This is a genomic window from Streptomyces sp. NEAU-174, from assembly GCF_052665095.1.
In genome coordinates this window covers 401,213-414,904 of sequence record NZ_JBQTCE010000001.1, presented here as the reverse complement: position 1 = coordinate 414,904, position 13,692 = coordinate 401,213, and the positions used below count along the sequence as shown (strand labels likewise).

The window sequence follows — 13,692 nt, the reverse complement described above, 5'->3', positions numbered from 1 at the left end:
GACGATGGCCCGGCCGCCTCAAGCGGCCGGGCCATCGTCGTACATCGGGTTACTTCACGATCGTGATGCGGTCCGCCTTCGGCGGGTCCAGGGGCGAGGACTGCGACGAGTGCGCGCCCAGGTAGGCCGTGAACACGTCCAGGTCGGAGGCGCCGACGAGCTTGTTCTTGCCCTCCTTGAAGGCGGGGAAGCCGTCGCCGCCGCCCGCGATGAACTCGTTCAGCGCGACGCGGTAGGTCTTGGCGGGGTCGATCGCCTCACCGTTGAGCTTCACCGAGTCCGTGACGATCCGGTCCTTGCCGGACTTGGTCAGATCCAGGGTGTACGTCAGGCCCTTGGAGACCTGGAGGATCCGGGGGGACGCCTCGTTGGCGCCGCTGACCTGCTGCTGGAGCGCGGTGATGAGCTGGGAGCCGGTCAGGTCGATCACGTTCATCATGTTGGTGAACGGCTGGACCGTGAACGCCTCGCCGTAGGTCACCACCCCGTCCCCCTCGCTGCCCGACGCCTTGTAGGCGAGGTCGGAGCGGATGCCGCCGGGGTTCATGAAGGCGATCTGGGCGCCGCCCTTGTCGGACGGGGAGAGCGCTTCGAGCTGGCCGTCGGCGATGACGTCGCCCAGGGGCGTCTCGTACGCGGTGGAGCCACGGCCGTTGATGTCCGCGGAGATGTGGCCGACCGGCTTGCCGGCCACCGGGGCGGCCAGCTTGTTCCAGCGCCCGATGAGCGAGGTCATGTCGGGGGCCTTGGGCTGCTCGCGGTCCACGACGTGGTTCGCCGCGTTCGCGCCCTTGACGTTCGTCCGCACGATGTCGCCGGTGCGGCGGTCGTAGGTGAGCGTGGTGTCGGTGTAGAGACGGCCGAAGGAGGCCGCGGAGGTCACCGTGCGCGGGGTGCCGGACGGGTCCGGGACGGTGCAGGTGTACGCCTGGTGGGTGTGGCCGGTGACCAGGGCGTCGACCTTGGGCGTGATGTTCTTGGCGATGTCGACGATGGGGCCGGAGATGCCCTTGCCCGCACCGCCGTTGTCGCAGTCGTAGTTGTACGAGGGGGAGGCGGGCAGTCCGCCTTCGTGGATGAGCGCGACGATCGACTTCACGCCCTTGCGCTGGAGCTCCTTGGCGTACTTGTTGATCGTCTCGACCTCGTCGTGGAACTTCAGGCCCTTGACGCCCTCGGCGGTGACGATGTCCGGGGTGCCCTCGAGGGTGACCCCGATGAAGCCGATCTTCACGCCCTTGTGCTGCCACACGGTGTAGGGCTTGAGGATGGGCTTGCCGGTCTTCTCGTCGGTGACGTTCGCGGCGAGGTAGGGGAAGTCGGCGCCCGGGAAGGTCTTGCCCTTCTCGTAGCAGCCCTCCTTGGGGTGGCAGCCGCCGTTCTGAATCCGGCTCAGCTCGGCGCGGCCCTCGTCGAACTCGTGGTTGCCGACGGAGGTGACGTCGAGGTCCAGCTTGTTGAGCGCCTCGACGGTCGGCTCGTCGTGGAAGAGCCCGGACAGCAGCGGGCTGGCCCCGATCATGTCGCCACCGGCGGCGGTGACCGAGTACTCGTGACCCTTACGGGCGTTACGGAGGGAGGTGGCGAGGTATTCGGCGCCACCCGCCGGGATGGACTTGGTGGTGCCGTCCGCCTGGGTCTCGGTGACGGTGCCCGAGGAGCCCTGCGGGGGCTCCAGGTTTCCGTGCAGATCGTTGAAGGACAGCAGCTGTACGTCGACGGTGCGCCCGGGCCGGTGCTTGTCCGAGGCGACGGCCCCGGTGTCCGCCCCCGCCGGGCCCACGGCGGTCAGCACCCCGGCCGCCGCGGCCAGCACCGCGACTCCCGTGGCCAACCGGCGTCCCGCCCCGCGCCGTTGAGGTCTCGCTGGCATGTCGTCCCCTTGTGTGCCCCGTGATGGATGGTGGAGCGCAGCTTACGGTCAACGCGCGTAGCGGGGCAGGGGGGTGAGGTGAAGAGCTGGTGGCCGGTGGTCAACGGGGTGGGCCGACTTCGCCCGTTCGGCGGAATAGTCCTGATGAGGGGTTTGGGTGGTGGTTCGTTATGTGAGCGTGCGGATCATGCAGAACGAACTCACGAAGCAGACGCCCATCCCCGCACAGGGGTCCGAACTTCCGTCGGGCTTCTTCGAACTGGTCGATGACCTCAAGGCGATCGTCACGCAGGCGAGCGTGCGTGCTCAGCTCAAGGTCAACACCGAGATGATCAAGATGTACTGGCAGATCGGCCGGACGATCCTCGACCGGACGGAGCGGGAGAAGTGGGGATCAAAGGTCCTTGAGCGGGTGGCGACGGAGTTGCGTACAGTCTTCCCGAACCAGCGGGGTTTCGGTGCGCGGAATCTCAAGTACATGCAGCAGATGGCTCGAACATGGCCCGAGCAAATTGGGCAACAAGCTGTTGCCCAATTGCCCTGGGGTCACATCACCCTGCTGATGGGCCGCTGCAAAACCCGTCCTGAGCTGGACTTCTACGCTCAGCGGGCCGTGCAACAGGGGTGGTCCCGCGTCATGCTCGACCACTGGATCGACGCCCAGCTGCACCTCACCCAGGGCGCCGCGCTCAACAACTTCGACGCCACGGTCCCGGAGGACTCCGATGCCGTCAACGAGGTCGTCAAGGATCCCTACCGAGTCGACTTCACTCGGCTCTCCGGCAAGGTGGCGGAGCGCGACCTTGAGGACGCGCTGGTGCAGCAGCTCGTCCGATTCCTGACCGAACTCGGGGTCGGCTTCGCCTTCGTCGGGCGTCAGTACCCCATCAAGGTCGGGGACGAGGAGTTCCGGATCGATCTGCTCTTCTACCACTACAAGCTGCACCGCTTCGTCGTCATCGAGCTGAAGACCGACAAGGCCCGACCCGCCCACCTGGGCCAGCTCGGTTTCTACGTCACCGTCGTCGACGACCTGGTCCGGGACAAGGAGCGCGACGATCCGACCCTCGGGATCCTCATCGCGAAGAGCCGCGACAAGGGGACGATCGAGTACGCCCTGCGGAGCAACAACGCACCGCTCGCCGTGAGCACCTATGCCGCGCTGCCGCCCCATGTGCGGGAGCTGATGCCCAGCGCCGAGGATCTCTCCCGCATCGCCGACGACATCCTCGACGGGGGTGGGGCAGCCGGGTGACTCGCCGGTAACAAATTGGTCAGCAGCTTGCTGGCCAATTGGGCCGCCGTAGGCTCGGCCTCATGAATGACGTGGTGAACGAGACATCCGGGGCCCGGCGGCTCGATGTGCTGGAGGAGCTGACGTCGGCCGAGGTGGAGGATGTGCTGCGGCTGGTCGCGGAGTCCGCGCGGGCCGATGGGCAGCAGGCGGTGTCCGAGCAGGGGCGGCTCCAGCTGCGGGGGCGGCGGGAGGGGGTGCGGCATCTGGTGTTGCGGGAGCCCAGCGGGGAGCTGGTGGGGTACGCGCAGCTGGAGGACACCGACCCGGTCGAGGCTCCGGCCGCCGAGCTGGTCGTGCATCCGGGGCACCGCGGGCAGGGGCACGGCCGGGCGCTGGGGGTGACGCTGCTGAGGGAGTCGGGGAAGCGGCTGCGGATCTGGGCGCACGGGGGGCATGCCTCGGCGCGCCACCTCGCGCAGGTGCTGGGGCTGACGCTGTTCCGGGAGCTGCGGCAGATGCGGCGGCCGCTGGGGTCGCTCGCGGAGCTGGGTCTGCCGGAGCCAGTCTTCCCGGAGGGGGTGACCGTACGGACCTTCCGGCCGGGTGTGGACGACGCCGCCTGGCTGGCGGCGAACGCGGCGGCCTTCGCCCACCACCCCGAGCAGGGTTCGCTCACCCAGCGTGATCTGGACGACCGCAAGGGTGAGCCGTGGTTCGACCCGGAGGGGTTCTTCCTGGCCGAGCGGGGCGGGGAGATCGTCGGGTTCCACTGGACGAAGGTGCATGCCGAGGAGCGGCTGGGGGAGGTGTACGTCGTGGGGGTGCGGCCGGACGCGCAGGGCGGCGGCCTCGGCAGGGCGCTGACCTCGATCGGGCTGCGGCATCTGGCGGCTCAGGGGCTGCCGACCGCGATGCTCTACGTGGACGCCGACAACTTCGCCGCGGTCGCGGTCTACGAGCGGCTCGGGTTCGTCACCCATGAGACCGATCTGATGTATCGGACGGAGACCTGAGCGAAGACGGAGACCTGAGGGAAACCTGAGCGGGGCCTGAGTCCGGGGGCGTGCGGGCGGTCCCGGGGGCGTGAAGAGGGCGGGACCCCTGGGGGATGGGTCCCGATTTCCTACGCGCCATGTGTCCGTTACCGGCGATTCAACCTTGGTTGCGAGCATCACTGAATGCAGCCCGCTGTGCCGAATTCGTCGAACCGGAGGCTCCGTGCCGTTTCCGCACCCGCTTCCGCCACGCCGTATTCACCTCCGGCGCGGAACAATGAGTTCATGAGCCACACAAGCGGTCAGGCATCGGTTTCCCCGCAGCCCCAGCCCCACTCCCAGCCTTCGGTCGGGTCCATCGCGGCCCACCGGCCGCATGCTGTCGCCGCACCGGTGCGGTCGCTCGACCCCGATCTCGACGCCGATCTGGACTCGTACGAGGAGATCGCCGGGCCCGGCACGGAGGGCGGGGAGCTGCCGCAGGGGCGGTTCCTGGACCGGGAGCGCAGCTGGCTCGCGTTCAACGAGCGGGTGCTTGAGCTGGCCGAGGACCCGTCCACCCCGCTCCTGGAGCGGGCCAACTTCCTGGCGATCTTCGCCAGCAATCTGGACGAGTTCTTCATGGTGCGGGTCGCCGGCCTCAAGCGGCGCATCGCCACCGGGGTCGCCACCCGCTCGGCCTCCGGGCTCCAGCCGCGCGAGGTGCTGGAGCTGATCTGGAACCGGTCCCGTGAGCTCATGGCCCGGCACGCCGCCTGCTACCAGCAGGACGTCGCCCCGGCGCTCGCGGAGGAGGGCATCCATCTGGTCCGCTGGCCGGATCTCACCGAGAAGGAGCAGTCCCGCCTCTTCACCCTCTTCCGCCAGCAGATCTTCCCCGTGCTGACCCCGCTCGCCGTGGACCCGGCACACCCCTTCCCGTATATCTCGGGGCTGTCGCTCAATCTCGCGGTCGTGGTGCGCAACCCCGTGAGCGGGCATGATCACTTCGCACGTGTGAAGGTCCCGCCGTCGCTCTCCCGGTTCCTGGAGGCGTCGCCGCAGCGGTACGTACCGCTGGAGGACGTGATCGCGGCGCATCTGGAGGCCCTCTTCCCGGGGATGGAGGTGCTCGCGCACCACATGTTCCGGGTCACCCGCAACGAGGACCTCGAGGTCGAGGAGGACGACGCCGAGAACCTCCTCCAGGCCCTGGAGAAGGAGCTGCTGCGCCGCCGCTTCGGGCCCCCGGTGCGGCTGGAGGTCGAGGAGTCCATCGACCCGTATGTGCTGGACCTGCTGGTGCGCGAGCTGAAGGTCTCGGACGCTGAGGTCTATCCGCTGCCCGGGCCGCTCGACCTCACCGGCCTGTTCGGCATAGCCGCGCTGGACCGGCCGGAGCTGAAGTACCCCAAGTTCGTGGCGGGCACCCACCGGGACCTCGCCGAGGTGGAGTCCGCCTCCCCGCCGGACATCTTCGCGGCGCTGCGCGAGCGGGACGTCCTCCTCCACCACCCGTACGACTCCTTCTCCACCTCCGTGCAGGCGTTCCTGGAGCAGGCGGCCGCCGATCCGGACGTCCTGGCGATCAAGCAGACGCTGTACCGCACCTCCGGCAAGTCGCCGATCGTCGACGCGCTCATAGACGCCGCCGAGTCCGGCAAGCAGGTGCTGGTGCTGGTCGAGATCAAGGCCCGCTTCGACGAGCACGCCAACATCAAGTGGGCGCGCAAGCTGGAGGAGGCCGGCTGCCACGTGGTCTACGGCCTGCTGGGCCTGAAGACCCACTGCAAGCTGTCGCTGGTGGTCCGCCAGGAGGGCGACACCCTCACCCGCTACTCGCACGTGGGCACCGGCAACTACCACCCCAAGACCGCCCGGCTGTACGAGGACCTGGGGCTGCTGACGGCGAACTCCCAGGTCGGCGCGGACCTCTCCGACCTCTTCAACCGGCTGAGCGGCTACTCCAGGCGGGAGAACTACCGGCGGCTGCTGGTCGCCCCCAAGTCGCTGCGCGGCGGGCTGATCACCCGGATCAACAAGGAGATCACCCACCATCGGGCGGGCCGCCCGGCCTACGTCAAGGTCAAGGTCAACTCGATGGTCGACGAGGCCGTCGTCGACGCCCTCTACCGGGCCTCGCAGGCCGGGGTGCCGGTGGATGTGTGGGTGCGCGGCATCTGCGCGCTGCGGCCTGGCGTCCCCGGGCTCTCGGAGAACATCCGGGTCCGCTCGGTCCTCGGCCGCTTCCTGGAGCATTCGCGCGTCTTCGCGTTCGGGAACGGTGGCGAGCCGGAGGTGTGGATCGGCAGCGCCGACATGATGCACCGCAATCTCGACCGCCGGATCGAGGCGCTGGTGCGGGTCACCGACACCGGTCACCGCGCCGCTCTCAACCGCCTGCTGGAGACCGGGATGTCCGACTCCACCTCCTCCTGGCACCTGGGCCCGGACGGCGAGTGGACCCGGCACGCCACGGACGCGGACGGCCAGCCGCTGCGGAACGTTCAGGAGATGCTCATCGACGCCCGGAGGCGACGGCGTGGTTCAACGACATGACCTGCCGCCGGCCGGGCCGACGGGCGCCGCGGACCCGGCCGCCGACCCGGCCCGCCCGGGGGCCGACGGTGTGACGGACCGCGCGGGGGAGGCCACGGCGGCAGCTTCGGGGGTTTCGGGGGGTTCGGGTGCGCCTTCGGGCGCGCCTGTGTGGGGGGCGGCGACGGCCGGGGAGGTGCTGTCGGCGTATCTGCACGCCCAGGCCGGGGACTTCCTGCGCAGCCTGCGGCTGCACCGCGAGAGCGGCTCCGACGTCCAGGAGGCGGCCGAGGCCGCCCGGCTGCTGCGCCGCGCCGCGCGGCGGATCAGCGGCGCGCTCTACGTCTACCGCCCGCTCACCGACACGGCCTGGTCCGATGAGCTGCGGACCGAGCTGGCCTGGCTGTCCGGCACGCTGGCGCGGGAGCACGCCTACGCGGAGCGGCTGAACCGGCTGCGCGGCGCCCTGCACCGGCTCTCGGGCGCGGGCGGCCCCTCGGACCGGTCACCGCAGGGCGAGGGGACGGCCACCGAGGCCGCGAGCCCAGGCGAGCGGCCCTCCGACACACAGCCGGTGAACGCGGCGCATGCCACCAGCGCCGCGCGCACCGCGCGCGGCGCGGTCACGGTCGCGGTCGACGGCGCGGGTGGCCCTTCCGGCACCGCGGGCCCGGTTCCCCGCTCCACCCGTGCCTCCCGCCGCAGCGTCTCCCTGGCCGCCGGTGCGCCGGGAGGCGGGGCCGCGGACCCTGTCGGGGGGCAGGGTGCGCGGCCCGGTCCGGCCGACGCGGGCGGCGGCGCCGAGGGCGCGGCCGGGGCGCCCAGGGACCGGGACAGGGATCGGGACAGGGACCGGGACAGGGACAGGGACCGGGACGAGAGCCGGGCGGCCGGACGGCGCCGCGGTGAGCGCGGCGACAAGAGCGGCCGGGGCGCCAAGGGCGAGAAGGGCGAGCGGTCCGGCCAGCCGGGCGCGACCCACCAGCGGGCCGGTGCCGAGGAGGAGGCCCGCGGCGGGGCGCTGACCGTGGGCGCGGCCCGCGCGGGAGCGCTGCTGGAGCGCCAGCTCACGCTGGCCCGGACCCGGGCCCACACCGCCGCCCTGGAGGCGCTCGGCTCCTCCCGCTTCCACGCGGTCGCCGACACCGTCGCCCTGCTCGCCTCCGACGTCCCGCTCGACGAGGCCAACGCCGCCCGCCCCGCCGGGCAGGTGCTGCCGCCGCTCGCCGAGTTGGCGAACCGGCGGCTGGCCGAGGCGGTGGAGGCGCTGCCGCTGGTCCGCGCCGGGCATCCGTACAACGCGGAGGCGCTGGTCCACGGCCTGGCGGCGACCCCGGCGGCGGACGCCCCGCCCGCCAGCGAGCGCCAGGACGCCCCCTGGCACCACGTGCGCCATCTGCTGCGGCTGCGGCGGTACGCGCTGGAGGTGCTCGACCAGGCGTGGCAGCAGCCGGACGAGGCGAGCGGACCCAACGGATCCGGTCCCGGCTCCGGTCCGGGCGGACCCGGTCCGGGCGGACCCGGCCCCGTGGATGCCGAGCCGCCGCTGTCGGTGCGGCTGCTGGCCGCCGGGCAGGCGCTCGAGCGGCACCGCGACGCGTCCGAGGCGGCCGCCGCCGCGGCGGCAGCCGCCCGTACGCCCCGGATCGCCCCGGCGACGGCGTACGCGCTCGGGGTGCTCCACGCCGATCAGCGGCACGAGGTCGAGGCGGCCCGCTTCGCGTTCGGCCGGATCTGGCGGCGCGTGTCCGCCGCCAGAGCCTCCTGACGCTGAACGCCTGACGCCGGATCCGATGGACCGAAGGACCGAAGAGCAGAACGCGGAGGACAGCGGAGAACCGGGGAGGGAGAGACGACAGATGAACCGCCGGAATTCCCGCGCTGACGGGCTGGCAGGAGCGGACTTCGGAACGGACCCCGGAGCGGACTCCGGAACGGACGCCCGAGCGGACACCGGGCCCGTCCTGGCCGCGGGCTGTGTGCTGTGGCGACGGTCCCCACGCGGCGGCGGGCTCGAGGTCGCCCTCGTCCACCGCCCCCGCTACGACGACTGGTCCCATCCCAAGGGCAAGCTGAAGCACGGCGAGGAGGCGCTGCACGGCGCGGTGCGCGAGGTCGCCGAGGAGACCGGCATGGGCTGCGCCCCGGGAGAGGCGCTGCCCACCCTCCACTACCTGGCCAAGGGCCGCCCCAAACAGGTCCGCTACTGGGCGGCGGAGGCGATCGACCACGACGAGCCCTTCGTGCCCAACCGCGAGGTCGACCGCCTGCTCTGGCTGCCCCCGGACGCGGCCCGCCGCCGCCTCAGCTACGACCACGACCGCACCCTCATCGACGCGCTGCTGCACACCCTGCGGCCGTCCTGAACCGATCTCGGCGCCCGCCGCTCGGAGGACGCTCGGAGGCAGCCGGTCAGCGGCGGCGCAGACTCTTGTCCGCGAGCGCCGGCGGCACGTAGTAGCTGTCCGCCCGGTTGAGGTCGGTGCCCGGCGGGACGATCTCGTCGATCCGGTCCAGGACGTCCTCGCTCAGCTCCACCTCCGACCCGGCGAGCAGATCCTCCAGCTGCTCCATGGTGCGCGGGCCGATGATCACCGAGGTGATGGCCGGATGCGCCCGTACAAAGGCGATGGCCAGGTGCGGCAGCGAGAGCCCGGCGTCGGACGCCAGCTCGGCCAGCGCGCCGACCGCCTCCAGCTTGCGCGCGTTGTCGGGCAGCGACGGGTCGAACTTGTGCTTCTCCACGGCCGCCCGGCCGCCCGACAGATCGATGTCGGACGCCTTGGTGTAGCGGCCCGTGAGCCAGCCCGCGGAGAGCGGACCCCAGCTCAGCACGCCCATCCCGTACTTCCGCGCGGTCGGCAGCACCGCCGCCTCCACGCCCCGCGCCAGGATCGAGTACGGCGGCTGCTCGCTGCGGAACCGTACGTGGCCGCGCCGGTCGGAGACCCACTGGGCCTCCACGATCTGCTCGGCCGGGAAGGTGGAGGAGCCGACGGCGCGCACCTTGCCCGCCCTGACCAGGTCGGACAGGACCGACAGCGTCTCGTCGACGTCCGTCGTCGGGTCCGGCCGGTGGATCTGGTAGAGGTCGATGTAATCCGTGCCCAGACGGCGCAGGCTGTTCTCGACCTCCTGGGTGATCCAGCGCCGTGAGTTGCCGCCCTCGTTGGGGTCGTCGCCCATCGGGAAATGGGCCTTGGTCGCCAGGACGATGTCGTCGCGGCGGCCCTTGAGGGCCTTGCCGACGATCTCCTCGGACTCGCCCTCGGAGTAGACGTCGGCGGTGTCGACGAAGTTGATGCCCGCGTCGAGGGCGCGGTGGATGATCCGTACCGAGTCGTCGTGATCGGGGTTGCCCAGGGCGCCGAACATCATCGCGCCCAGGGCGTACTCGCTCACCGAGATACCGGTACCGCCCAGGATCCTGCGCTTCATGGCCTGATGCCTTCCTTCGCTCTCCACGGCCTGTGCCTTCGACGGCCTGTGCTTTCAGCCTCGGCTCCGGGCGGGAACGTCACCAGGCCCGGCTCAACCTGGGTCTGCCAGAACCACCTGTCCGGCCCGGAATCCGGCGTCGCCCGGATAATGGAGCGATGGGCCATTCCGAACCGGAGATCAAGGGGTTTCTCAAGTCGCGCCGCGCCGCGCTCGACCCGGCCGAGCTGGGGCTGCCGGAGGGGGTCGTCCGGCGCCGGGTGCGCGGTCTGCGCCGTGAGGAGGTCGCCCAGCGGGCCGGGATCAGCGTCGACTACTACACCCGTATCGAGCAGGGCCGGGCCCCGGCCGTCTCGGACTCGGTGGTCGACGGACTGGCGCGGGCGCTGCGGCTGACCCCGTCCGAGCACACCTATCTGCGCAACATCACCCTGCCCCGGCGGCGCGCCGGGGGGCCCGATCCCGATCCGCGGCCGCGGGTGCGGCCGGAGATCCAGCAGCTGCTGAACGCGATGGACGGCACCGTCCCGGCCTATGTCTACGGGCCGGCGATGGACGTCCTGGCCTGGAACACCCTCGGCACCCGGCTCGGCATCGACTACGCCGCGATCCCCGAGGAGCGGCGCAACGGCCCGCTGCTAGTCTTCCTCGACCCCCGGATGCGGGAGATCCATCCGAACTGGGCCGAGGTCGCCGATGACACGGTGGCCGGGCTGCGCGCGGAGACCGGACGCCATCCGGGCAGTTCGCGGGTGTGCCGGGTGACCCATGAGCTGCTGGAGCGGAGCGAGGAGTTCCGGCGGCGCTGGGAGGCGCAGGAGGTGCAGGAGCGGACGCGGGGCGTCAAGCGGTTCCGCCATCCGGAGGCGGGGGAGCTGGTGCTGCGGTTCGAGGCGTTCGTGCTGCCCGCAGATCCGGGGCAGATGCTGTGCACCTACACGGCCGACGAGGGGTCGGCGACGGCGGAGGCGCTGAAGGTGCTGGCGGGCGCGGCGGCGGTGGCCTGACACCTACTGACGGCCCGAGCCGCACTCCGCCCTTTTCGCCCTAAGGCTTCGCCTGCGTCTTCGCCTTACGGCCGGGATCGCGTCCCCGGCGCCCATCCCTTTTGCCGCGGCCCACCTCCTTGACGCGACTGGAAACTTTCCTTACTTTCATTTCCTCCCACAGTGGCGCCAGTGGCGCCAGAGGGCAATGGAGGTCCGGATGTCCGGCACCGAGGGCGGATTCGTCCGCCGTATCGGCCTGTTCCAGTCGACCGCCATCAACATGAGCCAGATGTGCGGCATCGGGCCGTTCGTCACCATCCCCCTCATGGTCGCCGCCTTCGGCGGACCACAGGCCGTCATCGGCTTCGTCGCGGGCGCTGTGCTCGCGCTCGCCGACGGGCTGATCTGGGCCGAGCTGGGCGCCTCGCTGCCCGGGGCCGGGGGCAGCTATGTGTATCTGCGCCAGGCGTTCCAGTACCGCAGCGGCAAGCTGATGCCGTTCCTGTTCGTCTGGACGGCGATGCTGTTCATCCCGCTGATCATGTCCACGGGTGTGGTCGGTCTGGTGCAGTATCTGGGCTATCTGTGGCCGGATATGACACAGACCCAGGGCGATCTGGTCGGTCTCGGCGTCATCGTCCTGGTCGTCGGGCTGCTGTGGCGGGGCGTCGAGCACATCGCCCGGATCACGGCCGTCATGTGGTGCGTGATGATCGCCTCCGTGGTCCTGGTCATCGTGGCGGCCTTCAGCCACTTCGACGCGGGGCAGGCGTTCACCTATCCGGACCACGCCTTCGAGCTGACCAGCGGTCACTTCTGGACCGGGTTCGCCGCGGGCCTGACCATCGGCATCTACGACTACCTCGGCTACAACACCGCCGCGTACATGGGCGCCGAGATCAAGGACCCCGGCCGCACCCTGCCGCGGGCGATCGTCACCTCGATCGCCGGGATCATGGGGATCTACCTGCTGCTCCAGATCGGCACCCTCGGCGTCGTCGACTGGCACCAGATGACCGACCCCGACTCGGTGGCCTCCCAGTCCGTCGCCTCGGCGGTGCTGGAGGAGACCTGGGGGAAGGGCGCGGCCGACGTCGTCACCGTGCTCATCCTCATCACGGCCTTCGCGTCCGTCTTCGCCGGGCTGCTGGGCGGCTCCCGGGTGCCGTACGACGCCGCCCGCGACCGGGTCTTCTTCCGGCCGTTCGGCACGCTCCACCCGCGCCACCGCTTCCCCGTGCTGGGTCTGGCCACGATGGGCGTCGTGACGGCGATCGGCTTCCTGATCGGCCGCCACACCGATCTGGCCACGCTCATCCAGCTGCTGACCACGGTCATGGTGATCGTGCAGGCCTTGGCGCAGGTCGTCGCCGTCACGGTGCTGCGCCGCCGCCAGCCCGGCCTGCGGCGGCCGTACCGGATGTGGCTCTATCCGCTGCCGAGCGTGGTGGCGCTGGTGGGCTGGCTGGTGATCTACGGCTACGCGGACAAGAACTCCCCCGGGCGGCACCCCATCGAATGGTCGCTCGCCTGGGTCGCGGCGGGGTGCGTGGCGTTCGTGCTGTGGGCGCGGGTGGAGAAGGTGTGGCCGTTCGGCCCGAAGGAGATCAGCGAGGAGTACGCGGCGGGGGCCGACCCCGACACGGAAGGCGGCACCCGGGGCCCGGGGGACGGCACCAGGGGCTCGGACGGCGGCCCGGATGGCGGTCCGGACGGCGCCGTCACCCCCGGGGCGCCACCGCCTCCCACCGCACCGTGACCTCGCCCTGACGCCAGCGCCGCGGGCCGTCGGTGAGCGGCCAGCCCTCGGCGCGCAGCGTCCTCGCGCTGCGTATCCAGCGCTGACGGGCGCTGAGCGGCGCGTACGGGGCGGCGGCCGCCCAGGCGCGGTCGAAGTCGCGCAGGAAGGTGTGCACCGGCTCGCCCGGCACATTGCGGTGGATCAGCGCCTTGGGGAGACGTTCGGCCAGGTCGGAGGGGCGTTCCAGGGAGCCGAGGCGGGCCGCGAAGGTCACGGTGCGCGGGCCCGCCGCGTCGAGCGCGACCCATACGTGCCGCCGCCCGATCTCGTCGCAGGTGCCCTCCACCAGCAGTCCGCCGGGCGCCAGCCGGGCGCACAGCCGCCGCCACACGGCGGCGACCTCGCCCTCCTCGTACTGCCGCAGCACATTGGCCGCCCGGATGAGCGCCGGGCGGGCGCCGCCGGGCAGCGGCACCTCGAAGCCGCCGTGCGCGAAGGTGAGCCCCTCGCGCTCGTACGGCCGCGCGGCCAGCACCCGCCCGGGGTCGATCTCGACCCCGACGACGCGGGCCCCGGCCCGTACCGTCCGCAGCCGGTCCAGCAGCTCGACGGCGGTCCACGGGGCCGCCCCGTAGCCCAGGTCCACAGCCACCGGCGCCTCCGCGGCTCGCCGCAGCGCGGGCCCGTGCGCCGCCGCGATCCACCGGTCCATCCGGCGCAGCCGGTTGGGGTTGGTGGTCCCGCGGGTCGCCGAACCGATCGGACGGGACGGCGGGGGAACGCGGGCGGGCATGGCGCTGAGCCTATGCCGGGGCCGATGGGGAACCCGTGCCGGGGCCGGTGGGGAACCCGTGCCGGGGCGGACGGGGAGTGGCCGTCGAATATCAGAACGTCACGCTTTG

General features: G+C 71.5%; 10 protein-coding genes. 7 read left to right on the top strand and 3 right to left on the bottom strand.

The genetic code is table 11. From position 1 onward, the window contains the following. Positions 1-49 precede the first annotated feature (49 nt). A complete protein-coding gene (locus tag ACT2CW_RS01615; protein WP_445515246.1) occupies positions 50-1,873 on the bottom strand; it encodes a bifunctional metallophosphatase/5'-nucleotidase in 1,824 nt (607 codons plus the stop codon). 187 nt (positions 1,874-2,060) lie between these two features. Between ACT2CW_RS01615 and ACT2CW_RS01610 the strand changes: the two genes are divergently transcribed. From ACT2CW_RS01610 to ACT2CW_RS01590, 5 genes are all read left to right on the top strand, one after another. Next, positions 2,061-3,128, top strand: a complete 1,068-nt coding sequence (locus ACT2CW_RS01610; protein WP_445515245.1) for a PDDEXK nuclease domain-containing protein — start codon at positions 2,061-2,063, stop codon at positions 3,126-3,128. Between the two features lie 62 nt (positions 3,129-3,190). Continuing rightward, positions 3,191-4,123 carry a mycothiol synthase gene (gene mshD, locus ACT2CW_RS01605; RefSeq protein WP_037960537.1) on the top strand — a complete coding sequence of 311 codons (933 nt, stop codon included), beginning with the start codon at positions 3,191-3,193 and terminating at the stop codon, positions 4,121-4,123. 267 nt (positions 4,124-4,390) lie between these two features. Then, on the top strand, positions 4,391-6,643 hold the full coding sequence (locus ACT2CW_RS01600) for an RNA degradosome polyphosphate kinase (protein WP_182472266.1): 2,253 nt from the start codon (positions 4,391-4,393) through the stop codon (positions 6,641-6,643). After that, the gene (locus ACT2CW_RS01595; RefSeq protein WP_445515244.1) at positions 6,627-8,390 is read left to right on the top strand and encodes a CHAD domain-containing protein; all 1,764 of its coding nucleotides are present in this window, start codon (positions 6,627-6,629) and stop codon (positions 8,388-8,390) included. The genes ACT2CW_RS01600 and ACT2CW_RS01595 overlap by 17 nt, the downstream gene beginning before the upstream one ends. A 91-nt stretch (positions 8,391-8,481) precedes the next feature. Continuing rightward, positions 8,482-8,988 carry an NUDIX hydrolase gene (locus ACT2CW_RS01590; protein ID WP_445515243.1) on the top strand — a complete coding sequence of 169 codons (507 nt, stop codon included), beginning with the start codon at positions 8,482-8,484 and terminating at the stop codon, positions 8,986-8,988. A gap of 46 nt (positions 8,989-9,034) precedes the next feature. Here the strand turns inward: ACT2CW_RS01590 and ACT2CW_RS01585 are convergent, their stop codons facing one another. Then, positions 9,035-10,060 (bottom strand): aldo/keto reductase, encoded by a 1,026-nt coding sequence (locus ACT2CW_RS01585; protein WP_138915033.1) that lies wholly within the window; start codon positions 10,058-10,060, stop codon positions 9,035-9,037. A gap of 158 nt (positions 10,061-10,218) precedes the next feature. Between ACT2CW_RS01585 and ACT2CW_RS01580 the strand changes: the two genes are divergently transcribed. Together ACT2CW_RS01580 and ACT2CW_RS01575 are read left to right on the top strand one after the other, a co-directional pair. Next, entirely contained in the window at positions 10,219-11,067 is an 849-nt protein-coding gene (locus ACT2CW_RS01580) for a helix-turn-helix transcriptional regulator (RefSeq protein ID WP_138915034.1), read from the top strand. Between the two features lie 199 nt (positions 11,068-11,266). Next, positions 11,267-12,808: an APC family permease gene (locus ACT2CW_RS01575; protein WP_445515242.1), complete on the top strand. Its 1,542-nt coding sequence runs from the start codon at positions 11,267-11,269 to the stop codon at positions 12,806-12,808. Here the strand turns inward: ACT2CW_RS01575 and ACT2CW_RS01570 are convergent. Further along, a complete protein-coding gene (locus tag ACT2CW_RS01570) occupies positions 12,771-13,583 on the bottom strand; it encodes a methylase (RefSeq protein WP_037960548.1) in 813 nt (270 codons plus the stop codon). The genes ACT2CW_RS01575 and ACT2CW_RS01570 overlap by 38 nt on opposite strands. Positions 13,584-13,692: the final 109 nt, after the last annotated feature.